Origin of the sequence: Micromonospora sp. C28ISP2-4 (assembly GCF_030519385.1) — a bacterium.
Lineage (GTDB): Bacteria > Actinomycetota > Actinomycetes > Mycobacteriales > Micromonosporaceae > Micromonospora > Micromonospora tulbaghiae.
Window position 1 is genome coordinate 316,803 of record NZ_JAUMKG010000007.1, and the last position, 26,447, is coordinate 343,249.

The window sequence follows — 26,447 nt, forward strand, 5'->3', positions numbered from 1 at the left end:
GCCCGGGCACGTCCGGCCGGGCCGTCGCTCAGTCCGCGGCCCGTCCCGTGATCAGGTCGGCGGCCCGCCAGGCCAGCGCGGTCACCGGGGCGCTGGTCCAGCCGGCCACCATCACCGGCAGCACCGACGCGTCGACCACCCGCAGCCCGTCCACGCCGCGTACCCGCAACCGCGGATCGACCACGTGCTCGTCGCCGGCGCCCATCGCGCAGGTGCCGATCGCGTGATAGCCGCAGTAGCCGCGCGCCACTGCCGCCTCGACGATCTCCGCGTCGGTGGTGGCCGCCGTCCCGGGCACCGTCTCGGCCCGGATCCGCTTCGCGATCGGACCGGTGCCGAAGAACTCCCGCATCCGGCGGAACAGGTCCGCCGCCACCCGCCGGTCGTGCTCGGTGGCGAGGTAGTTCGCCACGATGGCCGGCGGCGTACGCGGGTCCGCGTCGGTGATCGCCAGGCTGCCCTCGCTGTCCGGCCGCGTGACGGTGCCCAGGCACATCACGCCCGGCTCCCGTTCCAGTTCGAGGGCCTTGCCGGGGCGCGGCGGGGCGGCCGAGAACGGCGCCATCAGCAGGTGCGCGTCCGGACGTTCCAGCTCCGGGCGGGACTTGAGGTGGGCCGCCACGTCGAGCACCGGCAGGGCGAGCGGGCCGCCCCGGGTGAGCAGCCAGCGCAGCGTCGCCCGGGCCTGCCCGAGCGGGCTGCCGATGGTCATGTTGTGGCCGCCGGGCTCGGTGAGGCGGTACTGCAGCACCATCGAGCGGTGCTCGCGCAGTCCCGCGCCGACCCGGGGCCGGTCCAGCAGCACCGGCACCCCCGCCGCGCGCAGCGTGTCCGCCGGCCCGATGCCGGAGACCTGCAACAGGTGCGGGGTGGCGAGGGCGCCCGCGGCGAGGATGACCTCGCCTGCTGCCCGGTACTCGACCTCCCCGCCGTCGCGTGCCACCCGTACGCCGACCGCCCGGCCGCCCTCGACGAGCACCCGAAGGACGACGGCGCCGACCTCCACTGTCAGGTTGGGCCGGCGCCGCACCGGGTGCAGGAACGCGTCGGCGGCGCTGACGCGGCGTCCGGCGTGGATGGTGGCGGTGGGGTAGCCGATCCGTTCGTCGTCGTGGGCGTCCAGGTCGTCGGCGTGGCGCCAGCCCAGCTCGGCGCCGGTCGCGACCATCTCCTCCGCCAGGGGGTCGGTGCCGGTGGCGATGGACAGCCGCACCGGGCCGCCCGTGCCCCGGTGCGGCGCGGGCCCGAGCGGATGGTCCTCCAACTGCGGGAACACCCGGCCCATGACCGACCAGCCCCAGCCCAGCGGTGCGAGGGCGTCCCAGTCCCGCGCCGCGCCGCGGCTCCAGATCATGCCGTTGACCGACGTCGAGCCGCCGATCATCCGCCCGCGCTGCCAGATCTCCTGGCGGCCCGGCCCGGTGGTGGCCGGGTAGTGCCAGGCGGTGCGCCGGTCGTCCATCAGCCGGGAGAACGCCTTCGGCACCCGCACGTACGGGCTGCGGTCCCAGCCGCCCGCCTCCAGCAGCAGCACCCGCGTCCCCGGATCCTCGGTGAGCCGGTTGGCCAGCACGCATCCCGCCGCGCCGGCCCCCACCACGACGTAGTCGAATTCCTCCACAGGGGACCCCCACTCATGAGAATCCCTCCGACAGTAGTTGCCCGGTCACGTTCCGCGAAAGGGGCCGGTCGGCGGAGGTGCGTCGGCCGGCTCAGGCGGCCTTCGCCAGCGCCTCGAACTCGTCGTCGGTCAGCTGCACCTCGGCCGCCGCCACGTTCTCCTCCAGGTGCGCCACCGACGACGTGCCTGGGATCGGCAGCATCACCGGCGAGCGGCGCAGCAGCCAGGCCAGCGCGAGCTGCGCCGGGCTGGCGCCGTGCGCTGTCGAGATCGCGTCGAGCGGGCCGCCGGGCCGGGCCAGGTTGCCGGTGGCGATCGGGAACCACGGGATGAACGCCAGGTCGTGGTGCTCGCAGTGCTCCAGCACGTCCTCCGCGCTGCGGTCGGCCAGGTTGTAGAGGTTCTGCACGGACACGATCGGCGCGAGCGCCCGGGCCGCCTCGATCTCCTCGACGCTGACCTGGGACAACCCGATGTGCCGGATCTTGCCCTCCTGCCGCAGCAGCGCCAGCTCGCCCAACTGGTCGGCCAGCGGCACCTTCGCGTCGATGCGGTGCAGCTGGTAGAGCGGGATGCAGTCCAGGCCCAGGTGACGCAGGCTCAGCTCGCACTGCTGGCGCAGGTACTCCGGGCGCCCCACCGGCCGCCAGTCGTCCGGGCCGGAGCGGGTCAGCCCGGCCTTCGTCGCGATGACCAGGTCGTCGGCGTACGGGTGCAGCGCCTCGCGGATCAGCAGCTCGCTGACGAACGGCCCGTACGAGTCGGCGGTGTCGATGAACGTGACCCCCAGCTCGTACGCGCGGCGCAGCACCCGCACCGCCTCGGCCGGATCCTTCGGGTCGCCCCACACGCCGGGGCCGGTGAGCTGCATCGCCCCGTAGCCGAGGCGGTCGACCGGCAGGTCGCCACCGATCCGGTAGCTGCCCGACGCCTTCGCGGGCTGGGTGCTGGTGGCCATTCGCGGTCCTCCTGTGCTCGTTCGTGCCTCGCGGGGCCGTGCTGCGCCCCGACACCTGGACATGCCCCGAATCGGGGCGGCGAAGCACCGGTAGTTGCGGCGAGCGGCCCCGGCGCACCGGGCCGCCGTGGGAGGCTGGGCGGGACGGTGGTCAGGAGGTGCGCATGGCCGCGACGCCACGGCTCGACTTCGCGCTGGACACGTACGAGTGCATCGTGCTCTACCCGGGGCCCTCGGGGCGGGCCCTGCCCGACGAGACCGTGCAGCGGCTGCAGGCCGAGCACCTCCAGCACATGCGGGCGCTGCAACGGCGCGGCATCGTGCTCGTGGACGGGTCCGTCGACGGCCCGGCCCGGGAACCCGACCCGCCGATCGGTTTCGGCCTGGCCCGGACCGGCTCGGTGGACGACGTCCGCAGCGTGATGGAGGCCGACCCGGCGGTGCAGGCCGGGCTCTACCGGGTCGAGGTGCTCACCTTCCTCTGCCCGGCCGGCTCGCTGGAGTTCCCGCTGGTCAAGACGGAGAGCTGAGGCTCCCGCGCACCCCTGCGACGACCCCGCGCGCTGCCGCGTACCCGGTGCCGGCCCGCGGCCCGCCGGCCGGGCGCGGCGGTCCCACAGTGCCCCCGGCCGGTCCGTGACGGGGAGCGGTACGATTTCTCACCGCGCGGTCGCCGATGCCCGCCACACGACGTTCCGGTGCGGTACGCCTACCGCCCGCCCACGCGGTTGACGCGCGTCGTTGGACAACTGTTCCGCAGCTCGCAAGGGGTCGGCCGGGAGGCCGATCCGGAGGAGAGACTAGCCTGATGGGCGTGACACGCCGCGCGAAGATCGTCTGTACTCTCGGCCCCGCAACCGCGTCCCCGGAGCGTATCCGCGGACTCGTCGAAGCGGGCATGAACGTGGCGAGGCTCAACTTCAGCCACGGCAGTCACGCCGACCACGAGTCGGTCTACCGGCTGGTCCGGGAGGCGGCCGAGGCGGCGGGCCGCCCGGTCGCCGTGCTCGCCGACCTCCAGGGGCCCAAGATCCGCCTGGGCAAGTTCGCCGACGGCCCGCACGAGTGGCGCACCGGCGACTCGGTCGTGATCACCGGCGACGAGGTGGTGGGCACCAAGGAGCGGGTCTCCTGCACCTACCGCAAGCTGCCGCAGGAGGTGAAGCCGGGCGACCGGCTGCTGATCGACGACGGCCGGGTCGCGGTCGAGGTCAGCGACGTCACCGGCAACGACATCCGGTGCCTGGTCACCGAGGGCGGACCGGTCTCCAACAACAAGGGCGTCTCGCTGCCGAACGTCGCGGTGAGCGTCCCGGCCCTGTCAGACAAGGACGCGGAGGACCTGCGCTTCGCCCTCGGCCTCGGTGTCGACCTGGTCGCGCTCTCCTTCGTCCGCTCGCCGGAGGACATCAAGCTCGTCCACTCGATCATGGACGAGGAGGGCGTGCGCCGCCCGGTCCTGGCCAAGGTGGAGAAGCCGGAGGCGGTCGACCACCTGGAGGCGATCGTGCTCTCCTTCGACGGGGTCATGGTCGCCCGCGGCGACCTCGGCGTCGAGCTGCCGCTGGACCAGGTGCCGCTGGTGCAGAAGCGTGCCGTGCAGCTGTGCCGGGAGAACGCCAAGCCGGTCATCGTGGCCACCCAGATGCTCGACTCGATGATCGAGAACTCCCGCCCGACCCGCGCCGAGGCCTCCGACGTGGCGAACGCGGTGCTCGACGGCGCGGACGCGGTGATGCTCTCCGGCGAGACCAGCGTCGGCAAGTACCCGGTGCTCACCGTCAGCACCATGGCGAAGATCGTCACCACCACCGAGGCCGGCTCGATCGCCGTGCCCCGGTTGCAGCACGACCCGCGTACGCACGGCGGCGCGCTCACCGTCGCCGCCTCCTCCATCGCCCGGGCCATCGGCGCCAAGGCCATGGTGGCGTTCTCGCAGACCGGTGACACCGTCAAGCGGCTGGCCCGGCTGCACTGCGACCTGCCGCTGCTGGCCTTCACGCCGGTGCCGGAGGTGCGCAACCAGCTCGCGCTGTCCTGGGGCGTGGAGACGTTCCTGATGCCGTTCGTCCAGCACACCGACGACATGTTCCGCCAGGTCGATCAGGCGCTGCTCGGCCTCAACCGGGCCAACCCGGGCGACTACGTGGTGATCGTGGCGGGCAGCCCGCCCGGCACCCCCGGCTCCACCAACACGCTGCGCGTGCACCAGCTGGGTTCGCTGGTCGACGCCGCTTCGGCGCGAGCCCTCCAGTGAGCGCGAGGAGTGAGCCGGGTTTGCGAGCCCCGCAGTCGCGAACGAAGGTGACACAGTGAGCGGTGTGGCCACCGGGCAGGCGGCGGTCGACCAGCTGCTGGAGGTGCTCGACCTCGCCCGTACCGGGGAGATGACCTTCCGGGGGATGAGCCCGCAGGTGGGCCCGCAGCGGGTCTACGGCGGGCAGGTCGCCGGCCAGGCCCTGGTCGCGGCCGGCCGCACCGTCGACGCGGAGCGGTCCGTGCACTCCCTGCACGGCTACTTCGTGCGCCCCGGCGACCCGGCCGAGCCGATCGAGTACCAGGTGGAGAACGTCCGCGACGGCCGGTCCTTCTCGGTGCGCCGCTCGGTGGCGCTGCAGCACGACAAGCCGATCTTCTTCATGTCGGCGTCGTTCCAGCGCCAGGAGGAGGGGCTGGACCACCACGCCCCGCTCCCGCCGGACGTGCCCGGCCCGGACGACGTGCCGACCATGACCGACCGGCTCTCCCGCTACCCGGAGCGGCTCGGCATCTGGGGGATGATCCCGCGCCCGATCGACGTGCGGTACGTCGGCGAGCCCGGCTGGGTCCGCCCCGGCGACCGCCCGGCCGAACCACACCAGCGGGTGTGGATGCGCCTGGACGGCAAGCTGCCGGACGATCCGCTGCTGCACGCGTGCGCCCTCACGTACGCCTCCGACCTGACGCTGCTGGACTCGGTGCTCTCGGTGCACGGCGAGGTGTGGGGGCCGGGCGGCGTGGTGGGCGCGAGCCTCGACCACGCGCTGTGGTTCCACAGGTCGTTCCGCGCCGACGAGTGGTTCCTGTACGACTGCTGGAGCCCGTCCGCATCCGGCGCCCGTGGTCTGGCCACCGGCCGGATGTTCACCACGGACGGGCGGCACATCGCCAGCGCCGTCCAGGAAGGGCTGCTGCGGCGCGTCGGCGGCTGACCGCCCGGCCGGTGATCGTCCGGGCGCGGGTCGGGCGACAGGTCCCCGCCACAGCGGACTAACCTGGCCGTATGCGTCTCTCCGCTCGGGTCGACTATGCCCTTCGCGCGGCCGCCGAGCTGGCCTCCGTCGCGGACGGGACCGCCGAGCGGAGCCGCCCGGTGACCGCCGAGCAGATCGCCCGCGCGCAGGACATCCCGCCGAAGTTCCTGGAGAGCATCCTGCTGCAACTGCGCCGGGGCGGCATCGTGCACGCCCAGCGTGGCCCCGAGGGCGGCTACTGGCTGGCCCGGCCGGCCGGGGAGATCTCCCTGGCCGAGGTGATCCGCGTGATCGACGGTCCGCTCGCCCACGTACGCGGGCAGCGGCCGGAGCAGCTCGGCTACCAGGGCGCGGCCCGCGCGTTGCAGGACGTCTGGATCGCGCTGCGGGCCAGCGAGCGGGAGATCCTCGAACTGGTCACCATCGCCGACGTGGCCGCCGGCGCGCTGCCCGGCCGGGTCAACGAGCTGGCCGCCGACCCGCGCGCCTGGAGCTGACGGCAGCTTCCGCACACCCCGGCACACCGTCCGGCGTCTCCTACCAACCGGATGGAGGACTTGACCCGGGGTGCCTCCGTGCCGCATTGTCGACCAAGTTGATAGGAGATACCGAAAAGTCAGGGGGCGCTCGTGCGCAAGCTGCTGGTCCTCGCCCTCGTCGGGCTCGCCGCGCAACTCGTCGACGGCGCGCTCGGCATGGCGTACGGGCTGACCTCCTCGACGCTTCTCCTGTTCGCCGGCGTGGCGCCGGCCGCCGCGTCCGCCTCGGTGCACCTGGCCGAGATCGGCACCACGCTCGCCGCGGGCGTCTCGCACTGGCGTTTCGGCAACGTCGACTGGAAGGTGGTCGGCCGGATCGCGCTGCCCGGCGCGATCGGCGCGTTCGCCGGGGCCACGTTCCTCAGTTCGATCTCCACCGAGGCGGCGGCGCCGTGGATGGCCGCCATCCTGTTCACGCTCGGCGCGTACCTGCTGGTGCGGTTCTCTCGGCCGTTGCGCGCCAACCGCGCCGCCGGCCGGCTGCGCAGCCGCTTCCTCGCCCCGCTCGGTCTGGTCGCCGGCTTCGTCGACGCCACCGGCGGCGGTGGCTGGGGACCGGTCGCCACCCCGGCGCTGCTGGTCTCCGGCCGGATGGAACCCCGCAAGGTCATCGGCTCGGTGGACACCTCCGAGTTCGTGGTGGCCGGCGCGGCCAGCGTCGGCTTCCTCATCGGCCTGGGCTCCGAGGGCTTCCTGCTGCCCACTGTGGCCGCGCTCCTGGTCGGTGGCCTGATCGCCGCGCCCATCGCGGCGTGGCTGGTCCGGATCGTCCCCGCCCAGCTGCTCGGCGCCGTGATCGGCGGCGTGATCGTGCTGACCAACGCCCGCACGCTGCTGAGCGCCGGCGGTGTGGGCGGCTCTGTGCCGGTGCTGGTGTACGCGCTGCTCGGCGCCGCCTGGCTGGTCGCCGTCGGGCTGGCGGTGCGCGCGCTGCGCCGTACCCGCCGGGCCCGCGCCACAGTCGACGCGGCCCTCGCCGCCGGCCCTGCTCCGGCGGGAGAGCCGGCCGCGTCGGCGGAGTCGGGGGAGTTCGCCAAGCCGGGTGAGTCCGGGGCGCCGGGGGAGTCCGAGGCCGCCGAGTCGCGGAAGCTCGCCGCCGCCGTCGAAAGCTGAACCTCCAGGCTTCCCGGGCCGCACCCGCGCGCCGTGCTCGCTGAGCCCGGCGCTTGTGGGCGTGCCGGGGGTGACCTAGGCTGACGGAGCGCGGAGCCGAATCACCGACGTCGATGTGTTGACGTCGCCGTCGCGTCACTGCACGTAGCCGCCGGTCCGGGCAGACCGGCCCTCGTCGCGTGCCTGACCTCCGCGAAAGGCATTCCCGTGCACCCCACCACCCCTCGCCGCCGGATCGCGCTGCTCGCCGCGGCCTCGGCGGTCACCCTGTCGGCCGGCGCGCTCACCACGATGACCGCCGCGGCGGCGGCCGCCGCCTGCCGGGTCGACTACCGGATCACCAACCAGTGGAGCGGCGGTTTCGGCGCCGACGTGACAGTGACCAACCTCGGCGACCCGGTCAACGGCTGGACCCTCGGCTGGAGCTTCGCCGCCGGCCAGCAGGTCGTCCAGGCGTGGAACGCCACGGTCAGCCAGTCCGGCACGCAGGTGAGCGCCCGCGACGCCGGCTACAACGCGGCCCTCGGCACCGGCGGCACCGCGAACTTCGGCTTCAACGGATCGTGGAACAACGCGGCGAACCCGGTCCCGGCCGCGTTCACGCTCAACGGCACCACCTGCACCGGCGCGCCGTCCACCACCCCGCCGCCGTCGACACCGCCACCGTCGACACCGCCGCCCAGCACGCCACCGCCCACCACGACGCCACCGCCGACCACCCCGCCGGCCGGTGCGAAGCAGATGGAGGACCTCGACCGAGGGCTGATCAGTGTCCGCTCCGGCAGCGGGAACCTGGTCTCCTGGCGGCTGCTCGGCACCGAGACCACCGGTGTGGCGTTCAACCTCTACCGGGGCGGCACCAAGGTCAACGGCAGCCCCATCACCGGCGCCACCGCGTACCTGGACAGCGGCGCGGCGGCCGGGTCGGCGTACACCGTGCGGGCCGTGGTGGACGGCGCCGAGCAGGCGGCGTCCGCCCCGGCGCTCCAGTTCGCCAACGGTTACCTGGACGTGCCGATCCAGCCGCCGCCCGGCGGCACCACCCCGTCCGGGGAGGGGTACAGCTACTCCGCGAACGACGCGAGCGTCGGTGACCTCGACGGCGACGGCCGCTACGAGTTCGTGCTCAAGTGGGATCCGTCGAACGCCAAGGACAACTCCCAGTCCGGCTACACCGGCAACGTCTACGTCGACGCGTACACGCTGACCGGCACCCGGCTGTGGCGCATCGACCTCGGCCGCAACATCCGCGCCGGCGCCCACTACACCCAGTTCCAGGTGTACGACTACGACGGCGACGGTGACGCCGAGGTGGCCATGAAGACCGCCGACGGCACCCGCTCCGGCACCGGCCAGGTGATCGGCAACGGCTCGGCCGACCACCGCAACTCCAGCGGCTACGTGCTCGCCGGTCCGGAGTACCTGACCATGTTCGACGGCCGCACCGGCGCAGCGGTGTCCACTGTCGACTACGACCCGCCGCGCGGCACCGTCTCCTCCTGGGGTGACTCGTACGGCAACCGGGTCGACCGGTTCCTGGCCGGCACCGCGTACCTGGACGGGCAGCGGCCCTCACTGATCATGGCGCGCGGCTACTACACCCGGGCCGTCGTCGCGGCCTGGGACTTCCGCGACGGCACGCTGCGCAAGCGCTGGACGTTCGACTCGAACGCCTCCGGCAACGGCGCCGCCGCCGGCCAGGGCAACCACCAGCTCTCCGTGGCCGACGTCGACAACGACGGCCGCCAGGAGATCGTGTACGGCGCCGCCACCATCGACGACAACGGCCGGCTGCTGTACTCCACCGGCAACGGCCACGGCGACGCCCTGCACGTCGGCGACCTCGACCCCGCCCGCTCGGGCCTGGAGGTGTTCAAGGTCGACGAGGACGGCAGCAAGCCCAGCTCCTGGATGGCCGACGCGCGCACCGGGCAGATCATCTGGCAGACCGCGCCCAGCGGCGACAACGGCCGGGGCGTCTCCGCCGACGTCTGGGCCGGCAGCCCGGGTGCGGAGTCCTGGTCGTCGGCTGTCGACGGGCTGCTCAACACCAGGGGGCAGAACGTCGGGCGCAAACCGTCGTCGGCGAACTTCCTGATCTGGTGGGACGGCGACCCGGTCCGGGAGCTGCTCGACGCCACGAAGATCGACAAGTACGGCACCGGCGGCGAGACGCGGCTGCTCACCGGCAGTGGCGTCGCCTCGAACAACGGCACCAAGTCCACCCCGGCGCTCTCGGCCGACCTGCTCGGCGACTGGCGCGAGGAGGTCGTCTGGCGCACCTCCGACGGCACCGCGCTACGGATCTACAGCACGCCTGTGACCACCGGCCTGCGCCTGCCGACGCTGATGCACGACCCGCAGTACCGGGTGGCGGTGGCCTGGCAGAACACCGCCTACAACCAGCCGCCGCACCCCGGCTTCTTCCTCGGCGACGGCATGAGCACCCCGCCCGCGCCGAACATCTACCTGCGCTGAAACGGCAGGCACCGGGTCGCCGGCCGCGGAATCCGCTCCGCCGGCGACCCGGTGCACCACACCGCAGCATTCCCGACCCGTCCCGACCGGGAATGCCGTACCACCACCGGGGACTAAGTTATGCGTCCTGCGCGACGGTGCGGTGACGTGGCTATGAAGAGCGTGTTTCAGCCCTCCCGGCGCAGACCGCCCGCCACCTTCTCGGCGATCAGCTCGAACGAGCGGACCCGGTCGGCCACGTCGTAGACCATCGTGGTGAGCATCAACTCGTCCGCGCCGGTGCGCTCCAGCAGTTCGCCGAGCTGCCGGGCCACCGTCTCCGGCGAGCCGGTCGCCTGGCCGTCGCGGCGCTGGGCGACGAACTCCCGCTCGAACTCCGAGTACGGGTACGCCGCCGCCTCCTCCGGCGTGACCAGCGGCTCCGGCCGGCCCGACCGCAGCTTCAGGAACGACAGCCCGGACGGCCCGGCCAGCCATTCAGCCCGCTCGTCGGTCTCCGCGCAGACCGCGTTCACAGCCACCATCGCGTACGGCCGGTCCAGCCACTGCGACGGCCGGAAGTTCTGCCGGTAGAGCTGCAACGCCGGAATCGTGTTCTGCGAACTGAAGTGGTGCGCGAACGAGAACGGCAGCCCGAGCAGACCGGCGAGCTGCGCGCTGAACCCGCTGGACCCGAGTAGCCACACCTGCGGCGACTGGCCGCGGCCCGGCGTCGCGGTGATCGGGCCCGGCTCCGCGCCGGAGAAGTAGTTCATCAGGTCGGCCAGCTCACGCGGGAAGTGCTCGGCGGACAGGCCCTCCATGGTGCGGCGCAGCGCCAGCGCAGTCACCTGGTCGGTGCCCGGCGCCCGGCCGATACCCAGGTCGATCCGCCCCGGGTGCAGCGCCTCCAGCGTGCCGAACTGCTCGGCCACCACCAGCGGCGCGTGGTTGGGCAGCATCACCCCGCCCGAGCCGAGCCGGATCGTGCTGGTGTTCGCCGCCAGGTGCGCGAGCAGCACCGCCGGCGCGGAACTCGCGATGGCGGGCATGTTGTGGTGCTCGGCCACCCAGAACCGGCGGTAGCCCAGCTCCTCGGTGCGGCGGGCCAGCTCCGTGGTGTACCGCAGCGCCTCGCCGGCACTGCCGGTCGCTGCCACCGGGGCAAGGTCAAGAACAGACATGGGTACGTCGATCACAGCGTGGTGCAACAGGCGACGTGCCGGAATTGTTCCGCCGGGTGCGCTACCCCATACCCCGGGCCTGCTCGAAGATCAGGCTGGTCTGCGTGTGCTGCACCGCCGGATCCACTGCGAGATGGTCGAGGACGAAGTCCCGCAGCGCGTCGCCGGAGGCGGCCCGGACGTGCAGCACGTAGTCCTCCGCGCCCGCCACGTGGAACACCGACACCACCCCTGGCAGCCGCACCGACCGGGCCCGGAACGCGTCCACAGCCGCCCGCTCGTGCGCGGTCAGCCGCACCGAGACCAGCGCCTGCAACGGCAGACCCACCGCCGCCGGGTCCACCTCGGCGTGGAACCCCCGGATCGCCCCGCACTCGCGCAGCGCCCGCGTACGCGTCAGGCACGTCGACGGCGCCACCCCGACCCGCTCGGCGAGCGCGTTGTTCGGCAGCCGGCCGTCGGCCGCCAGCTCGGTGAGGATCGCGCGGTCGGTGTCGTCCAGGCCGGCGAACGGCCGTACATCATTCGGTGCGGCAGGCATGCGACCATCCTCCACCGAATCACCGCCGGGGGAAAGCGTGATTGCCAGAATCTTGTTCGGTGCTATTGCCTCACAGTGTCGTCATGTTCGACGCTTCCGGCATGACTTCCGTGGACACCGCAGCCGTACACGCCGGGCGCGCCGACCTCGCCGGGCTCGGCGTCCACGTCCCGCCCATCGATCTCTCCACCACCAACCCGCTGCCCTCGGTCGCCGGCGGCGGTGACGACTACGAGACGCTCGCCACCGGCGGCACGCTCCCGGCCGGCGGCAGCGCCGTCTACCAGCGCCTCTGGAACCCCACTGTGGCCCGGTTCGAGACCGCGCTCGCCGAGCTCGAAGGCACCGCCGAGGCCGTCGCGTTCGCCAGCGGCATGGCCGCGCTCACCGCCACCCTGCTCGCCGCCACCCGCGACGGCAAGCGCCACGTCGTCGCCGTCCGGCCCCTCTACGGCGGCACCGACCACGTCCTCGCCACCGGCCTGCTGGGCACCACAGTCACCTGGGCCGCGCCCGCCGACGTGGCCGCCGCGATCCGCCCCGACACCGCCCTGGTCGTGGTCGAGACGCCGGCCAACCCCAGCCTCGACCTGGTCGACATCGCCGCGCTCGCCGACGCCGCCGGTGACGTCCCGCTGCTCGTCGACAACACGGTCGCCACCCCGGTGCTCCAGCAGCCCGCCCGCCACGGCGCCGCGCTCGTGCTGCACAGCGCCACCAAGAGCATCGGCGGCCACGGCGACGTGCTCGCCGGCGTCGTCGCCTGCGGACCCGAGTGGGCCGCCCGGCTGCGCCAGGTGCGCGCCGTGACCGGCGCCGTCCTGCACCCGCTCGGCGCGTACCTGCTGCACCGCGGCATCCAGACCCTCCCGCTGCGGGTCCGCGCCCAGCAGGCCGGCGCGGAGAAGCTCGCCGCCTGGCTCGCCGGCCACCCCGCCGTCGAGCGCGTCCACCACCCGTCGCTGCACGACCCGGCCGGGCTGGTCGGCCGTCAGATGTCCGGCACGGGCAGCCTGCTCGCCTTCGAGGTACGCGGCGGCGCGCCCGCCGCGGCCGAGGTCGCCGGCGCCTGCGAGCTGATCACGCACGCCGTGTCGCTCGGCGGCGTCGACACGCTGATCCAGCACCCGGCCTCGCTCACCCACCGGCCGGTCGAGGGCGACGCCAAGCCGTGCGGCGGGCTGCTGCGCGTCTCGGTCGGCCTGGAGGACCCGGAGGACCTGCGGGCGGATCTCGCCCGGGCGCTGGCGCGGATCTGACGGCGGCCGGTCGCCCCCGTCCGCGGTGTCGTCCGGTCACGACTTCGGGCCGACGTGCCGGTCGAGGGCGGCTACGGCTTCCCGGCGGGCCACCGAGAGGGAGTTGCGGCGGTTCATCCGCCAGGCGATGCCGAGCCGATCGAGGGCCTGCTGGCAGAGGCCCATGATGTCGGCCGACTCGTTGTTGAACATGTAACGGGGATAGACGTACTCCTTGCCCCGGACAACGACCCGGTTGGCGAAGCGGCACCCGTCGGAGTGGAAGAGACCGCGCAGGAAGTCGCCCGCCTGGGCCTCGACGACGGGGCGCTGCCAGTCGGTCAGGACGATCGGGCGCTGGTGCTTCTTGCCAGGGCCGTGCTGCGGGAGCAGGCAGGGCCAGTGCTTGCCGTAGCTCTGCACGCTGACGCACCCCGGATGCCGCACGCGCTGCACCTTGTCCGCCAGGACTCGTCGCATGGCGTCGTCGCATGCCTCGATCAGACCGGGCCAGCTGTCACTGCAGGAGATTCGGAGCACCGGCACCCGCGCTCTGGTCACGAGATGCCCGTCGCCCAGATAAAGACCGAGGAGGTAGGCGTACGCCGTCGGATCTGTCGGAACGCGGACATCGTCGCGGCAGCGGAAACACCGGAGTGCGGTGCCCAGAACGGCGGCGGTCGGGCGGTCTCGGCACCAGTGCCAGACGGTGCGGTAGTTGAGGCCGACGGCGCGGGCCGCCTCCGCGACGGTCGCCCCGGACAGGAAGGCCTGACGTGCGCGAGCGCGAATCTCGGGTGGGTGCACGAGGACATCTTCGAACGGGCGTACGACAGTTTCGGTGTCCCCGGTGGGATTCGAACCCACACTGTCGGAGGTTTGAGCTCCGTTTCTCTACCGGTTGGAATACGGGGACAGGCTCGCGCGACGCTCTCGCGTCGTGCCATAGGTTACCCACTACGCTAGGGGCGGCGACACCCGGCAGGGCGGGTGTCGGGCTCGAACCGGTGGGAGTGGCTCGTGGGCGAGATGCAGGCGGACGCCGAGCGCAAGCGCGTTCTGATCGCCGAGGACGAGGCGCTCATCCGGCTGGACCTGGCCGAGATGCTCGTCGAAGAGGGCTACGAGGTGGTCGGCGAGGCCGGTGACGGCGAGACTGCCGTCAAACTCGCCGAGGAACTCAAGCCGGATCTGGTCATCCTCGACATCAAGATGCCGATCATGGACGGGCTGGCCGCCGCCGAGCGGATCGCCGGCGCGCGCATCGCCCCGGTGATCATCCTGACCGCGTTCAGCCAGCGTGACCTGGTGGAGCGGGCGCGGGCGGCGGGCGCGATGGCGTACCTGGTCAAGCCGTTCCAGAAGAGCGACCTGGTGCCGGCGGTGGAGATCGCGCTGTCCCGCTACTCCGAGATCGCCGCGCTGGAGTCGGAGGTCGCCGGCCTCACCGACCGGCTGGAGATCCGCAAGACCGTCGAGCGCGCCAAGGGCGCGCTGATGACCACGTACGGGATGACCGAGCCGCAGGCGTTCAAGTGGATCCAGCGCACCGCGATGGACCACCGGATGACCATGAAGGAGGTCGCCGAGCGGATCCTCGCCGAGACCGCCGGCGGCGAGGTGGAGCAGCCCGCGTCCTGACCACCCTGGGGGAGGCGTCCGATCGATAGGATCGGATGCATGTTCTCCGTGCGCGTCCGGCCGGTGCTCGTCGCTGTGGCCGCCGTGCTGCTGCTCGCGGCCTGCCGTGACGCCCCGGATCCGCCTGCCGAGCCGGTTCCGGTGCGTCCGGACTGGCGGGTCGCGGAGCTGCCCCCTCCGGTCGGCGCCACAGGGCGTCCGGTGCCGCGCGACGTCGCGCGCTGCCCCGACCGGTGGTACGCGGTGGGCGGGCTCGTCGACCAGGCGGGGGAGACCCGGCCGGCGGCCTGGTTCAGTTCGGACGGCGCGACCTGGGCACCGATTCCGGTGCGGGCGCGGACGTTCTACGGCCGTCAGCATGTGCTCTACGCGGTCGCCTGCCGGGACGACGGCATGGCGGCGCTGGGCGCGAAGGCCGGCGGTGTGCACGGCAATCCGCGTACCGGAACGTGGGTGTGGCGGCCGGGCGGGCCGTTGCGCGAGGTGCCGGCGTCGTTCGAGCTGTTCGGCGGTCCGCGAGCGGTGAGCGCGTCGCGACTGGCGGCGGGGCCGGGCGGCTGGCTGATCGCCGGGGCGCGGGCCGAGGGTGCGGCGGTGTGGACGTCGCCGGACGCCGAGGGGTTCGTCCTGCGCGAGGCGGTCCCGGGGCTGGCCGGCGACGGCCGGGGCCGGACGGCGGCGTACGACGTCGCCGCTGTGGGGTCCGGGTGGGTGGCCGTCGGGTCGCTGCTGCCGCCCGGAGGTGCGGCCCGGATGCCGCTGGCCTGGTCGTCCGCCGACGGCCGGGTGTGGCGGCGGGCGGTGTTGCCGGTGCCGGAGGGCGCGGGAGGGGCGGCGGAGCGGGTGGCGCAGCTCGACGGCGGGCCGGTGGCGGTGGGTCCGGTGGGCGACGGTTTCGCGGTGTGGCGCGCGTGCGCCGGCTGTGGCCCGCAGCCGTCCGGGCCGGCGGACGTGTGGCAGCGGGTCGGCGGGTTCGGTGCGGCTGGACCCGGGGTGCTGTCGGTGGACTCGCTCGCGGCGTCGGGTCGGCGGCTGGTCGCGGTGACGGGGGACGGGGCGCAACGGGGGCTCTGGACGTCTCGCGACAGCGGTGTCTCGTGGCGTCCGGTGATCACGCCGGTGTCGATGCCGGACGGGGGCGACACCGCGATGGTGGTGGCCGTCCACGGCGAGGTGCTGCTCGCGGTCACCGACGGTGGAGTGAGGTCCCAGGCCTGGTGGGGGGTGGTTCCGGAGATCGATCGGTAGCGGGTGGTGGACGAATGGCCCGTTACCACCGAATAGTCGGTGAAAGCCTTTGCCTGCCTTCGGTTCTTACGCCGATGGGCTTGAATCCGCCACGGCGTGTAACGGTTCGGTCAACCCCGCTTTCCAGGTCTTACGCCACCGCTCACGGTGGGATAACGTCCCGGCCCAGACCGGCGACGACGGTCTTGGTTCGTCCACCCCGCAAGGGCCAATCAGCGGCGGGTGGTTCGGATCATGGACGGAGGAGGGTTCGGGCCTTGAGGCAGAAGCTCGCACGCGTGATCGGCGGGGTCGCCATGCTGGCGCTCGTCGCCGGTGGCACCGCTTGTTCCAGCGGCAGCGACGATGAGGGTTCCGGGGGCAGCGCCTGCGGGAGCAAGATCGCTTTCTTCGGCGCGCTGACCGGTAGCTCGGCCGCGCTGGGCATCAACGAGAAGAACGGCGTCAAGCTGGCCGTCGACAAGTACAACAAGGAGAACCCGGACTGCAAGGTGGAGCTTGCCGAGCTCGACTCGCAGGGCAGCCCGGACCAGGCGCCGGGTCTGGCCCAGAAGGCGATCGACGACACCAAGATCCTGGGCGTCGTGGGTCCGGCCTACTCGGGCGAGTCCGAGGCCGCCGGCCCGCTGTTCAACGAGGCCGGCCTGGTCACCATCACCCCCTCCGCGACCCGTCCCAGCCTCGCCGAGCAGGGCTGGAAGACGTTCTTCCGCGCGGTCGGCAACGACCTGAGCCAGGGCCCCGCCGCCGGTAACTACATCAAGAACGTGATGAAGGCCGACCGGGTCTACGTCATCGACGACCAGTCCGCGTACGGCGCCGGCCTGGCCGACGAGGTCAAGAAGGTTCTCGGCGCCTCGGTCGTGGGCAGCGACAAGGTCCAGGGCGAGGGCAAGCAGACCGAGTTCTCCGGTGTGGTCACCAAGGTCAAGGCCGCCAACGTGAAGGCGGTCTTCTACGGCGGCTACTACCAGGAGGCCGGCCTGATCCGTAAGCAGCTCACCGCTGCCGGTGTCACCGCCCCGCTGGTCGCCGGTGACGGCGTGAACGACGGCGCGTACATCACCTCCGCCGGTGCGGCCGCCGCCGAGGGCACCATCCTCACCTGCCCCTGCGCTCCGTCCACCGAGGCGCGCGGCACCTTCGCCGCCGACTTCAAGGCGCTCAACGGCACCGAGCCGGGCACCTACAGCGACACCGCCTTCGACGCGGCGAACATCCTGCTCGCTGGCATCAAGGCCGGCAAGAGCACCCGCGCCGACCTGCTGGAGTTCGTGAAGGGCTACAGCGGCGAGGGCGTTGCCGCCAGCTACAAGTTCGTCGAGGGCGGCGAGCTCGACCCGGCGCAGGTCAAGGTCTGGGCGTTCAAGGTGCAGGGCGGCAAGGTCGTCCCGGACCAGGAGATCCCCAAGTCCTGAGCGTTCGATCGCTGGACTGGCGATTGAGTAGTGATCGCGGGTGCGGCCGGGAGCTGGCTCCCGGCCGCACCCTCTTTTTCTCTTGAGCGACGGAGCGTCCCTCCCTTGGACTTCGACGGATTGTTCTCCAACTTCGGGGAACTCACCACGACCGGCTTGACGCAGGGCGCCATCTACGCCCTGGTCGCGCTCGGCTACACGCTCGTGTACGGCGTGCTAAGGCTCATCAACTTCGCCCACTCCGAGGTCTTCATCGCCGGCGCGTTCGCCGCGATCTGGACCTGGAACGGCTTCGGACTCGACCAGAACTCGCAGGTCAGCGGCATCGGCTCGATCCTGTTCTACCTGCTGGTCGCGATGATCGTGGCGGCCATCGCCTCGGCGGGCACCGCGACTGTGATCGAACGGGTGGCGTACCGGCCGCTGCGCAAGCGCAACGCGCCGCCGCTGGCGTTCCTCATCACCGCCATCGGCGCCTCGATCGCCATCTCCGAGGCGTTCGGCGTCTACACCCGGCGCCGGCCGGAGGGCGCGCCCATCCTGGTCAGCTCGGAACCGCTGTTCCACATCGCCGGGGTGCCGATCGACGCGGTGCAGCTGCTCACGATCGGTTCCGCGCTGGTGATGATGTTCGCGCTGGACCAGTTCATCAACCGCAGCCGTACCGGCCGCGGCATCCGGGCGGTGGCCCAGGACGCCAACACGGCGGCGCTGATGGGCGTCAACAAGGACCGCATCATCCTGATGGTCTTCATCGCCGGTGGCACCATGGCCGGCGTCGCGGGCCTGCTCTACGACGTGCGGATCCAGACGCTCACCTACAGCGTCGGCTTCCTGCTGGGCCTCAAGGCGTTCACCGCGGCGGTGCTCGGCGGTATCGGCAACCTGCGCGGCGCGCTCGTCGGCGGGTTGCTGCTCGGCGTCGTGGAGAACTACGCCGCGGGCCTGTTCGGCAGTCAGTGGAAGGACTTCGCCGCGTTCGCGGTGCTGGTCGTCCTGCTGATGTTCCGGCCGACCGGTCTGCTCGGCGAATCACTGGGGAGGGCACGCGCATGACGACCACCATCGACCCGCCGGAGCGGCGGGAGACGGCGGCGGACAAGCTGCGGCAGGGCCGGCACGCGATCTCGGAGCGCTGGCACCACGCGCCGCGCTGGGTTCGCTGGGTGCTGCTGGGCGCGGTCATCGCGTTCTTCTACGCGCTGCCGAACAAGGAGTTCTACCAGTACCTCGGGCCGATCCCGACCCCGGGAGCGAACTTCACCCAGGTGATGTTCACGGTCTCGATCTACGTGCTGCTGGCGGTCGGCCTCAACATCGTGGTCGGCTTCGCCGGCCTGCTCGACCTCGGCTACTTCGGCTTCTTCGCCGTCGGCGCGTACACGGTCGCGGTGCTGACCTCGCCGAGCAGTGACCTCAAGACGCTGTGGCCGTGGCTGGTGGTGGTGCCGATCGCGATCGGCCTGACCATGGTCTCCGGCGTCATGCTCGGTACGCCGACGCTGCGTCTGCGCGGCGACTACCTGGCGCTGGTGACGCTCGGCTTCGCCGAGATGATCCGGATCGCGGCGGTCAGCTCCGAGTTCCTCAAGGGACAGCGCGGCTTCAACCAGATCCCGCACCCGCCCGGCCAGTACGCCGACGGCCGGCCGTGGTTCGGCGTGCTCGACGCCCGCCCGTACTACTGGTTGGTGCTCACGCTGATCATCCTGGTGGTGATCGGGGTGCGGAACCTGACCCACAGCCGGGTCGGCCGGGCCTGGATCTCGATCCGCGAGGACGAGGACGCCGCCCAGCTCATGGGCGTGCCGACGTTCAAGTTCAAGCTGTGGGCGTTCGCCTCCGGCGCGGCCATCGCCGGCCTGGCCGGCGCGCTGTTCGCCGGTAAGCAGAACTTCGTCAACTCGCAGAACTTCGAGCTGCTCAACTCGATCATCATCCTGGCCGCTGTCATCTTCGGCGGCTCGGGCAACATCGTCGGCGCGATCGTCGGCGGCGGCCTGGTGGCGTACATGATCGAGCGGTTCCGTGGCATCGAGCTGTTCGGCATCGAGCTGTACGAGTACCGGTTCCTCTTCTTCGGCCTGGTGCTCGTGGTGATGATGATCTTCCGGCCGCAGGGCCTGATCCCGAACCGGCGACGAGCGGCGGAGTTCAAGGACCGCCGCAAGGAGGTGATCGTCGGTGAGTGACACCGAGCAGAACCCGAAGGTTCCGGTCCAGGCGGCGGCCCCCGCCGTCGAGGCGGTCGACAAGCGGGAGCCGTTGCTTGAGGTCGACCACGTCACGCTGCGCTTCGGCGGCGTGGTGGCCCTCAACGACGTGGACTTCACCCTCTACAAGGGCGAGATCCTCGGTCTGATCGGCCCGAACGGCGCCGGCAAGACCACCTGCTTCAACGCGATGACCGGCATCTACCAGCCCACCGAGGGACAGATCCGGTTCCTGGGCCAGAAGATCAGTGGCAAGAAGCGCCACCAGATCACCCGGATGGGCATGGCCCGTACGTTCCAGAACATCCGTCTCTTCCCGGAGATGACCGCGCTGGAGAACGTCCAGGTCGGCGCGGACGCGCACCACAAGACCAGCGTGATCTCCGCCCTGCTGCGCCTGCCGCGGCACTGGAAGGAGGAGCGCGAGGGCCGGGAGAAGGCCGAGCGCCTGCTGGAGTTCGTCGGCATCAGCAACCGGATGCACGAGTTCGCCCGCAACCTGTCCTACGGCGAGCAGCGGCGGTTGGAGATCGCCCGCGCGCTGGCCACCGATCCGAAGCTGCTCTGCCTGGACGAGCCGGCCGCCGGCTTCAACCCGGCGGAGAAGGAGGAGCTGCTCCAGCTCATCCGGCAGATCCGGGACCAGGGCGTGACGGTGCTGCTGATCGAGCACGACATGCGCCTGGTGATGGGTGTGACCGACCGGATCGTGGTCCTGGAGTTCGGAAAGAAGATCGCCGAAGGGCTGCCCGCCGAGGTGCGGGACAACCCGAAGGTGGTCGCGGCGTACCTGGGGGTGCCGGACGATGCTGCTTGAGATCGAGGACGTGAGCCTGCTCTACGGGCGGATCCAGGCGCTGCACGGCATCAGCCTGACCGTGGACGAGGGGGAGATCGTCGCGCTGATCGGCGCGAACGGCGCCGGCAAGTCCACCACCATGCGGGCGATCTCCGGCATCCGGCCGGTCGCCTCCGGCACGATCAAGTTCGCCGGTGAGGACATCACCAAGCTCCGGGCCGACCTGCGGGTCCGGCGCGGGCTGTGCCAGGCACCCGAGGGCCGGGGCATCTTCCCCGGCATGTCGGTGCTGGAGAACCTCGACATGGGGGCGTACACCCGGCGGGACAAGGCCGGCATCGCGCAGGACCTGGCCCGGGTGCTGGAGTTGTTCCCGCGGCTGGCCGAGCGGCGCAAGCAGCCCGGCGGCACGCTCTCCGGCGGTGAGCAGCAGATGCTCGCGGTCGGCCGGGCGCTGATGAGCCGGCCGAAGCTGCTGCTGCTCGACGAGCCGTCGATGGGTCTCGCGCCGATGCTGATCCAGCAGATCTTCACGATCATCACGGAGATCAACCAGCAGGGCACCACCATCCTGCTGGTGGAGCAGAACGCCCAGCAGGCGCTGGCGCGCGCCCACCGGGCGTACGTGCTGGAGACCGGCCGGATCGTCAAGAGCGGCACCGGCGCGGACCTGCTGCACGACCCCTCGGTCAAAGAGGCCTACCTCGGCGTGGCCTGACCGGCCGACCCCTCGCAATAAGGAGTACAGCCATGTTCCACCCCAACCCCGGACGGCGGGCGGCGCTCGGCGTCGCCGGTGCGGCCGTCCTGCTGCTCTCCCTCGCCGCGTGCGGCGAGAAGGAGAACTCGGCCGAGCCGGGCTCCGGCCCGTCGGTGTCCGCCACGGCCGACTCCAACCTCGCTGCGAAGGTGCCGGACGCCATCAAGGCCGACGGCGTGATCAAGGTCGGCACCGACTCGACGTACGCCCCGGCCGAGTTCCTCGACCAGGACGGCAAGACCGTTGTCGGCTTCGACGTGGAGCTGTTCAACGCGGTGGCGCAGAAGCTCGGCCTCAAGGCCGAGTACGAGTCGGCGCCGTTCGACGCGATCCTGCCCGGTGTGGGTTCGGGCAAGTACGAGGTCGGCGTCTCGTCGTTCACCATCAACCCCGACCGGCTCAAGACGGTCAACATGGTGAGCTACTACTCGGCCGGCACCCAGTGGGCGACCAAGAAGGGCAACCCGGCCGGGGTCGACCCGGAGAACGCCTGCGGCAAGAAGATCGCCGTGCAGGTCGGCACGGTCCAGCTCGACGACATCACCGCCCGGTCGAAGAAGTGCACCGACGCCGGCAAGCCGGCCATCAAGATCGACCAGTACCAGGCGCAGAGCGACGCCACCGCCGCCGTGGGCAGCGGAAAGAACGACGCCATGCTGGCCGACTCCCCGGTCGGGGCGTACGCGGTGAAGCAGAGCAACGGCCAGCTGGAGGTGCTCGGCGACATCTACGAGTCGGCGCCGTACGGCTATGCGGTGAACAAGGACCAGCAGGCGTTCGCCGAGGTGCTCAAGGAGGCCGTGCAGGCGGTCATCGCCGACGGCAGCTACAAGGCGGCGCTCAGCAAGTGGGGTGTCGAGGGCGGCGCCATCACCAACGCTGAACTGAACCCGTCGGTCTGACCATGTCGGCCGACACATCCGAACGGGCACGGCCTGAACCGATCAAGGCCGTGCCCGTGCGGCACCCGGGGCGCTGGGTCGGCGTGGCGGTCATCGCCGTGCTGGTCGCGATGTTCGTGCACATGCTGGTCACGAACTCGGCGTTCCAGTGGTCGTTCATGGTGGACGAGATGTTCCGTCCGCCGATCATCGAGGGACTTCGCGGCACCATCCTGCTGCTGATCACGTCGATGGTGATCGGCATCGGCCTGGGCATCGTCATCGCGATCATGCGGCTGTCGCCGAACCCGGTGCTGCGGGGCGTGGCCTGGGTGTACACCTGGTTCTTCCGGGCGGTGCCGCGGCTGGTGCTGGCGATCCTCTTCGGCAACCTCGGCATCCTCTGGTCGCGGCTGGAGTTCGGTCTGCCCTTCGACCGGCAGATCGGCGCCCTGTTCGGACTGCACGACTTCGAGGCCCGGCTGTTCGGCTTCAGCGCGGTCGACATCCTGACCGGCTTCGTCGCCGGCATGCTGGCGCTGGGCCTGTCCGAGGCCGCGTACATGGCGGAGATCGTCCGGGCCGGCATCCAGTCGGTGGACGAGGGGCAGACCGAGGCGGCTCAGGCGCTGGGCATGAGCCGGGCGCAGATCCTGCGGCGGATCGTGCTGCCGCAGGCGATGCGGGTGATCATCCCGCCGACCGGCAACGAGACCATCGCGATGCTCAAGGACACCTCGCTGGTGGCCTTCGTGCCGGTGTCGATGGAGCTGTTCTTCCAGCTCAAGGCCGTCGGTTCGCGGACCTTCCAGCCCTTCCCGATGTACGTCGCCGCGACGCTGTGGTACCTGCTCCTGACCAGCGTCCTGCTGGTGGGGCAGTACTACCTGGAGCGGCACTACTCCAAGGGGTTCGGACGCAGCGGACGGGCTCGGCAGCGGCTACGAGGGCTCGCCGCCGAGAGCGGCAGCACCACGAGTGGGACGGCGCAATGACGGACATGACCGCTTCCCCGCAGACGCCGGCCGCCGAGTCCGGGCTGATGGTGCGGGCCGAGCAGGTGCACAAGTCGTTCGGGCCGCTGGAGGTGCTCAAGGGCATCGACCTGGAGGTCCGCTCCGGCGAGGTGTGCTGCCTGCTCGGGCCCTCCGGCTCCGGCAAGTCGACGTTCCTGCGCTGCATCAACCACCTGGAGAAGATCGACGCCGGCCGGATCCGGGTGGACGGCGACCTGATCGGTTACCGGGAGCGCGGCGGCAAGCTGTACGAGATGCGCGACAGGGACGTGGCCGCCCAGCGCCGCGCCATCGGCATGGTGTTCCAGCGGTTCAACCTGTTCCCGCACATGACGGTGCTGCAGAACGTCATGGAGGCGCCGGTGCTGCTGCGCCAGGCCAAGAAGGCGCAGGCCCGCGAGCACGCCGCGCAACTGCTGGACCGGGTGGGTCTGGGCGACAAGCTCGGTGCGTACCCCGGTCAGCTCTCCGGCGGCCAGCAGCAGCGGGTGGCGATCGCCCGGGCGCTGGCCATGCGGCCGAAGCTGATGCTGTTCGACGAGCCGACCAGCGCGCTCGACCCGGAGCTGGTGGGCGAGGTGCTGGACACGATGAAGGACCTGGCCCGCGACGGCATGACGATGATCGTGGTGACCCACGAGATCGGCTTCGCCCGCGAGGTGGGCGACCATCTCGTGTTCATGGACGGCGGCGTGGTGGTCGAGCAGGGCGACCCGCGCGAGGTGATCTCGGCGCCGAAGCACGAGCGGACCAAGGCGTTCCTGGCCAAGGTTCTCTGACCTCGGCCTCCGGTGCGGCGCGCGCCGCACCGGAGGCCGGAGTTGTCGGGCGTACGGACTAGAGTCGCAGCCGTGACAGCTACGACGCCGCGCCTGCTCCTCGTCGACGGACATTCCCTGGCATACCGGGCTTTCTTCGCCCTGCCTGTGGAGAACTTCTCCACCACCACGGGGCAGCCGACGAACGCCGTGTACGGCTTCACCTCGATGCTGATCAACGTGCTGCGCGACGAGCAGCCGACGCACATCGTCGTGGCGTTCGACGTCTCCCGCCGCTCCTTCCGCACCGACAAGTACGCCGAGTACAAGGCCGGCCGCAGCGAGACCCCCACCGACTTCAAGGGCCAGGTCAGCCTGGTCAAGGAGGTCCTCGCCGCGCTGCGTGTGCCGGTGGTCGAGAAGGAGGGCTACGAGGCCGACGACGTCATCGCCACGCTCGCCTGCCAGGCCCGCGACCAGGGCATGGACGTGCTGATCACCACCGGCGACCGGGATGCGTTCCAGCTCGTCGGCGAGCGGGTCACGGTCCTCTACCCGCGTAAGGGCGTCTCCGACCTGGCCCGGATGGACCCGGCCGCGGTCGAGGCGAAGTACGGCGTCACCCCGGACCGCTACCGCGACCTGGCCGCGCTGGTCGGCGAGACCAGCGACAACCTGCCCGGCGTGCCCGGCGTCGGCCCGAAGACCGCAGCCAAGTGGATCAACCTGTACGGCGGCGTCGAGGGCGTGGTGGCGCGCGCCGACGAGATCAAGGGCAAGGCCGGCGACAGCCTGCGCGAGCGGCTGGCCGACGTGATCCGCAACTACGAGATCAACTGCCTGGTCTCCGACCTGGAACTGCCGGTCCGCCCCGAGGACGCCCGCTGGCAGGGGTGGGACCGCGAAGCGGTGCACCAGGTCTTCGACACGCTCCAGTTCCGCATCCTTCGTGACCGGCTCTACCAATACCTGGAAGCCGTCGAGCCGGAGGCCGAGGCGGGCTTCGACCTGGCCGGCGAGGTGCTCACCGAGCCGGGCGCGCTCGCGGGCTGGCTCGACACGCACGCCCCGGCGGGTGCCCCGGTGGGCCTGGCGGTCACGCTCGACACCGGCCCCAACCGCCGGCACACCGCCACCGTGACCGCGATGGCGCTGGCCACCGCCGCCGGCGCGGGCGCCTGGTTCGACCCGAGCGCCCTGGGCGCCGACGACGAGAGCGCGCTGGCCGGGTGGCTCGCCGACGCCGAGCGCCCGAAGGTGCTGCACGACAGCAAGCCGGCGGTGCTGGCGTTCGCCGCGCACGGCTGGGAGCTGCAGGGCATCGCCCGCGACACGCAGATCGCCGCCTACCTGGCCCGCCCCGACCAGCGCTCCTACGACCTGACCGACCTGGCGCTGCGCTACCTGCACCGGGAGCTGCGCGTCGACGCGCCGGAGACCGGTCAGCTCACGCTCGACGGGCTCGGCGACGAGGGCGTGGCCGAGCAGAACCTCATGCTCCAGGCCCGCGCCACGCTCGACCTGGCCGACGCGATCGACGCCGAGCTGTCCCGCGACGGCGAGCAGTCGGCCCGGCTGATGGCCGGCGTGGAGCTGCCGCTGATGCGGGTGCTCGCCACCATGGAGCGCACCGGCATCGCCGCCGACACCGACTACCTCTCCGAGCTGGAGGCGCACTTCGCCGCCGAGGTGAAGGCCGCCGCCCAGAGCGCGTACGAGGTGGTCGGCCGGGAGTTCAACCTCGGCTCGCCGAAGCAGCTGCAGGAGATCCTCTTCACCGAGCTGGGCCTGCCCAAGACCAAGCGGATCAAGACCGGCTACACCACCGACGCCGACGCGCTCCAGTGGCTCTACGCCCAGACCGAGCACCCGCTGCTGCACCACCTGCTGCGCCATCGGGACGTGGCGAAGCTCAAGTCGACTGTCGACGGTCTGCTCAAGTCGGTCTCCGACGACGGCCGGATCCACACCACGTTCAACCAGACCGTGGCGGCGACCGGGCGGCTGTCCTCGACCGAGCCGAACCTGCAGAACATCCCGATCCGCACCGAGGAGGGGCGGCGGATCCGGCGCGCGTTCGTCGTCGGCGAGGGCTACGAGTGCCTGCTCACCGCCGACTACAGCCAGATCGAGATGCGGATCATGGCGCACCTGTCCTCGGACGACGCGCTGATCGAGGCGTTCAACTCCGGGCACGACTTCCACGCCGCCACCGCGTCGTCGGTCTTCACAGTCGAGGTCGGTGACGTCACCGCCGACCAGCGCCGCAAGATCAAGGCGATGAACTACGGCCTGGCGTACGGGCTCAGCGCGTTCGGCCTGTCCCAGCAGCTCGGCATCAGCGCCGAGGAGGCGCGCGGGCTGATGGAGAACTACTTCGCCGGGTTCGGCGGGGTCCGCGACTACCTCCAGGAGGTGGTGGCCCGGGCCCGCCAGGACGGCTACACCTCCACCATCCTGGGTCGCCGCCGTTACCTGCCCGACCTGGTCAGCGACAACCGGCAGCGCCGCGAGATGGCCGAGCGGATGGCGCTCAACGCCCCGATCCAGGGTTCGGCGGCCGACATCATCAAGGTCGCGATGCTGCACGTCGACAGCGCGCTGCGCGACTCCGGGCTGCGCTCCCGGATGCTGTTGCAGGTGCACGACGAGCTGGTCTTCGAGGTCGCGCCGGGCGAGCGGGAGACGCTGGAGGCGCTGGTGCGCAAGCAGATGGGCGAGGCGTACCCGCTGTCGGTGCCGCTGGAGGTCTCGGTGGGCGAGGGCCGCGACTGGAACAGCGCCGACCACTGACCCCCACCACCGCCCCACCCGCCCCGGCCACCGCCC

General features: G+C 71.7%; 23 protein-coding genes and 1 tRNA gene. 18 read left to right on the forward strand and 6 right to left on the reverse strand.

Annotated elements, in window-relative coordinates:
• Nucleotides 1-28: 28 nt before the first annotated feature.
• Together Q3W68_RS24950 and Q3W68_RS24955 are read right to left on the reverse strand one after the other, a co-directional pair.
• Entirely contained in the window at nucleotides 29-1,621 is a 1,593-nt protein-coding gene (locus tag Q3W68_RS24950; protein ID WP_302907769.1) for a GMC family oxidoreductase, read from the reverse strand.
• Nucleotides 1,622-1,712: 91 nt separating this feature from the next.
• Nucleotides 1,713-2,579, reverse strand: coding sequence for an aldo/keto reductase (locus Q3W68_RS24955; RefSeq protein WP_302907770.1), 867 nt, complete (start codon nucleotides 2,577-2,579; stop codon nucleotides 1,713-1,715).
• A 164-nt stretch (nucleotides 2,580-2,743) separates the two neighbouring features.
• On the opposite strand from Q3W68_RS24955, the gene Q3W68_RS24960 reads away from it, so the two are divergent.
• The 6 genes from Q3W68_RS24960 to Q3W68_RS24985 all read left to right on the forward strand — a co-directional run bounded on the left by Q3W68_RS24960 (nucleotide 2,744) and on the right by Q3W68_RS24985 (nucleotide 9,942).
• Nucleotides 2,744-3,109 carry a YciI family protein gene (locus Q3W68_RS24960; protein WP_013287532.1) on the forward strand — a complete coding sequence of 122 codons (366 nt, stop codon included), beginning with the start codon at nucleotides 2,744-2,746 and terminating at the stop codon, nucleotides 3,107-3,109.
• Between the two features lie 278 nt (nucleotides 3,110-3,387).
• Nucleotides 3,388-4,836 (forward strand): pyruvate kinase, encoded by a 1,449-nt coding sequence (pyk, locus tag Q3W68_RS24965; protein WP_302907771.1) that lies wholly within the window; start codon nucleotides 3,388-3,390, stop codon nucleotides 4,834-4,836.
• Between the two features lie 64 nt (nucleotides 4,837-4,900).
• On the forward strand, nucleotides 4,901-5,770 hold the full coding sequence (locus Q3W68_RS24970; protein ID WP_302907938.1) for an acyl-CoA thioesterase II: 870 nt from the start codon (nucleotides 4,901-4,903) through the stop codon (nucleotides 5,768-5,770).
• Nucleotides 5,771-5,841: 71 nt separating this feature from the next.
• Complete coding sequence (locus tag Q3W68_RS24975; RefSeq protein WP_269704961.1) at nucleotides 5,842-6,309, forward strand: Rrf2 family transcriptional regulator; 468 nt, start codon at nucleotides 5,842-5,844, stop codon at nucleotides 6,307-6,309.
• Nucleotides 6,310-6,441: 132 nt separating this feature from the next.
• Nucleotides 6,442-7,464, forward strand: coding sequence for a sulfite exporter TauE/SafE family protein (locus tag Q3W68_RS24980; RefSeq protein WP_302907772.1), 1,023 nt, complete (start codon nucleotides 6,442-6,444; stop codon nucleotides 7,462-7,464).
• A 207-nt stretch (nucleotides 7,465-7,671) separates the two neighbouring features.
• Complete coding sequence (locus Q3W68_RS24985) at nucleotides 7,672-9,942, forward strand: cellulose binding domain-containing protein (RefSeq protein ID WP_302907773.1); 2,271 nt, start codon at nucleotides 7,672-7,674, stop codon at nucleotides 9,940-9,942.
• Between the two features lie 167 nt (nucleotides 9,943-10,109).
• Here Q3W68_RS24985 and Q3W68_RS24990 read toward each other — a convergent pair whose 3' ends face one another.
• A complete protein-coding gene (locus Q3W68_RS24990; RefSeq protein ID WP_135241225.1) occupies nucleotides 10,110-11,132 on the reverse strand; it encodes an LLM class flavin-dependent oxidoreductase in 1,023 nt (340 codons plus the stop codon).
• Nucleotides 11,133-11,166: 34 nt separating this feature from the next.
• Entirely contained in the window at nucleotides 11,167-11,646 is a 480-nt protein-coding gene (locus Q3W68_RS24995; RefSeq protein ID WP_047894721.1) for an Lrp/AsnC family transcriptional regulator, read from the reverse strand.
• A gap of 83 nt (nucleotides 11,647-11,729) precedes the next feature.
• Between Q3W68_RS24995 and Q3W68_RS25000 the strand changes: the two genes are divergently transcribed.
• Nucleotides 11,730-12,905, forward strand: a complete 1,176-nt coding sequence (locus tag Q3W68_RS25000; protein ID WP_302907774.1) for a PLP-dependent aspartate aminotransferase family protein — start codon at nucleotides 11,730-11,732, stop codon at nucleotides 12,903-12,905.
• A gap of 36 nt (nucleotides 12,906-12,941) precedes the next feature.
• On the opposite strand, the gene Q3W68_RS25005 is transcribed toward Q3W68_RS25000, so the two are convergent.
• Together Q3W68_RS25005 and Q3W68_RS25010 are read right to left on the reverse strand one after the other, a co-directional pair.
• The gene (locus Q3W68_RS25005) at nucleotides 12,942-13,691 is read right to left on the reverse strand and encodes a transcriptional regulator (protein ID WP_302907776.1); all 750 of its coding nucleotides are present in this window, start codon (nucleotides 13,689-13,691) and stop codon (nucleotides 12,942-12,944) included.
• Nucleotides 13,692-13,726: 35 nt separating this feature from the next.
• A tRNA-Leu gene (locus Q3W68_RS25010) sits at nucleotides 13,727-13,800 on the reverse strand.
• Nucleotides 13,801-13,904: 104 nt separating this feature from the next.
• On the opposite strand from Q3W68_RS25010, the gene Q3W68_RS25015 reads away from it, so the two are divergent.
• The 11 genes from Q3W68_RS25015 (at nucleotide 13,905) to polA (ending at nucleotide 26,411) form a co-directional block, all read left to right on the forward strand.
• Complete coding sequence (locus tag Q3W68_RS25015; RefSeq protein ID WP_013287522.1) at nucleotides 13,905-14,525, forward strand: ANTAR domain-containing response regulator; 621 nt, start codon at nucleotides 13,905-13,907, stop codon at nucleotides 14,523-14,525.
• 39 nt (nucleotides 14,526-14,564) lie between these two features.
• Nucleotides 14,565-15,773 carry a hypothetical protein gene (locus tag Q3W68_RS25020; RefSeq protein ID WP_302907777.1) on the forward strand — a complete coding sequence of 403 codons (1,209 nt, stop codon included), beginning with the start codon at nucleotides 14,565-14,567 and terminating at the stop codon, nucleotides 15,771-15,773.
• Nucleotides 15,774-16,030: 257 nt separating this feature from the next.
• A complete protein-coding gene (locus Q3W68_RS25025; RefSeq protein WP_302907778.1) occupies nucleotides 16,031-17,191 on the forward strand; it encodes a branched-chain amino acid ABC transporter substrate-binding protein in 1,161 nt (386 codons plus the stop codon).
• A gap of 105 nt (nucleotides 17,192-17,296) precedes the next feature.
• The gene (locus Q3W68_RS25030; RefSeq protein WP_091420555.1) at nucleotides 17,297-18,247 is read left to right on the forward strand and encodes a branched-chain amino acid ABC transporter permease; all 951 of its coding nucleotides are present in this window, start codon (nucleotides 17,297-17,299) and stop codon (nucleotides 18,245-18,247) included.
• Nucleotides 18,244-19,383 (forward strand): branched-chain amino acid ABC transporter permease, encoded by a 1,140-nt coding sequence (locus Q3W68_RS25035; RefSeq protein ID WP_302907779.1) that lies wholly within the window; start codon nucleotides 18,244-18,246, stop codon nucleotides 19,381-19,383. The genes Q3W68_RS25030 and Q3W68_RS25035 overlap by 4 nt, the downstream gene beginning before the upstream one ends.
• 73 nt (nucleotides 19,384-19,456) lie before the next feature.
• Nucleotides 19,457-20,221, forward strand: coding sequence for an ABC transporter ATP-binding protein (locus Q3W68_RS25040; protein WP_176722847.1), 765 nt, complete (start codon nucleotides 19,457-19,459; stop codon nucleotides 20,219-20,221).
• Complete coding sequence (locus Q3W68_RS25045; protein ID WP_302907780.1) at nucleotides 20,211-20,921, forward strand: ABC transporter ATP-binding protein; 711 nt, start codon at nucleotides 20,211-20,213, stop codon at nucleotides 20,919-20,921. The genes Q3W68_RS25040 and Q3W68_RS25045 overlap by 11 nt, the downstream gene beginning before the upstream one ends.
• A gap of 32 nt (nucleotides 20,922-20,953) precedes the next feature.
• Entirely contained in the window at nucleotides 20,954-21,865 is a 912-nt protein-coding gene (locus Q3W68_RS25050) for an ABC transporter substrate-binding protein (protein ID WP_302907781.1), read from the forward strand.
• Between the two features lie 2 nt (nucleotides 21,866-21,867).
• The gene (locus tag Q3W68_RS25055) at nucleotides 21,868-22,839 is read left to right on the forward strand and encodes an amino acid ABC transporter permease (RefSeq protein ID WP_302907782.1); all 972 of its coding nucleotides are present in this window, start codon (nucleotides 21,868-21,870) and stop codon (nucleotides 22,837-22,839) included.
• Nucleotides 22,836-23,639: an amino acid ABC transporter ATP-binding protein gene (locus Q3W68_RS25060; RefSeq protein WP_302907783.1), complete on the forward strand. Its 804-nt coding sequence runs from the start codon at nucleotides 22,836-22,838 to the stop codon at nucleotides 23,637-23,639. The genes Q3W68_RS25055 and Q3W68_RS25060 overlap by 4 nt, the downstream gene beginning before the upstream one ends.
• A gap of 72 nt (nucleotides 23,640-23,711) precedes the next feature.
• The gene (gene polA, locus Q3W68_RS25065) at nucleotides 23,712-26,411 is read left to right on the forward strand and encodes a DNA polymerase I (RefSeq protein ID WP_302907784.1); all 2,700 of its coding nucleotides are present in this window, start codon (nucleotides 23,712-23,714) and stop codon (nucleotides 26,409-26,411) included.
• Nucleotides 26,412-26,447: the final 36 nt, after the last annotated feature.

What these genes read in the sequence shown, in the direction of transcription:
- Q3W68_RS25055 (WP_302907782.1), top strand. Translation starts at nt 21,868, where the DNA reads ATGTCGGCCGACACATCCGAACGGGCACGGCCTGAACCGATCAAGGCC.
- pyk (WP_302907771.1), top strand. Translation starts at nt 3,388, where the DNA reads ATGGGCGTGACACGCCGCGCGAAGATCGTCTGTACTCTCGGCCCCGCA.
- Q3W68_RS25045 (WP_302907780.1), top strand. Translation starts at nt 20,211, where the DNA reads ATGCTGCTTGAGATCGAGGACGTGAGCCTGCTCTACGGGCGGATCCAG.
- Q3W68_RS24975 (WP_269704961.1), top strand. Translation starts at nt 5,842, where the DNA reads ATGCGTCTCTCCGCTCGGGTCGACTATGCCCTTCGCGCGGCCGCCGAG.
- Q3W68_RS24955 (WP_302907770.1), bottom strand. Translation starts at nt 2,579, where the DNA reads ATGGCCACCAGCACCCAGCCCGCGAAGGCGTCGGGCAGCTACCGGATC.
- Q3W68_RS24960 (WP_013287532.1), top strand. Translation starts at nt 2,744, where the DNA reads ATGGCCGCGACGCCACGGCTCGACTTCGCGCTGGACACGTACGAGTGC.
- Q3W68_RS25000 (WP_302907774.1), top strand. Translation starts at nt 11,730, where the DNA reads ATGTTCGACGCTTCCGGCATGACTTCCGTGGACACCGCAGCCGTACAC.
- Q3W68_RS25060 (WP_302907783.1), top strand. Translation starts at nt 22,836, where the DNA reads ATGACGGACATGACCGCTTCCCCGCAGACGCCGGCCGCCGAGTCCGGG.
- Q3W68_RS24995 (WP_047894721.1), bottom strand. Translation starts at nt 11,646, where the DNA reads ATGCCTGCCGCACCGAATGATGTACGGCCGTTCGCCGGCCTGGACGAC.
- Q3W68_RS25020 (WP_302907777.1), top strand. Translation starts at nt 14,565, where the DNA reads ATGTTCTCCGTGCGCGTCCGGCCGGTGCTCGTCGCTGTGGCCGCCGTG.
- Q3W68_RS25050 (WP_302907781.1), top strand. Translation starts at nt 20,954, where the DNA reads ATGTTCCACCCCAACCCCGGACGGCGGGCGGCGCTCGGCGTCGCCGGT.
- Q3W68_RS25035 (WP_302907779.1), top strand. Translation starts at nt 18,244, where the DNA reads ATGACGACCACCATCGACCCGCCGGAGCGGCGGGAGACGGCGGCGGAC.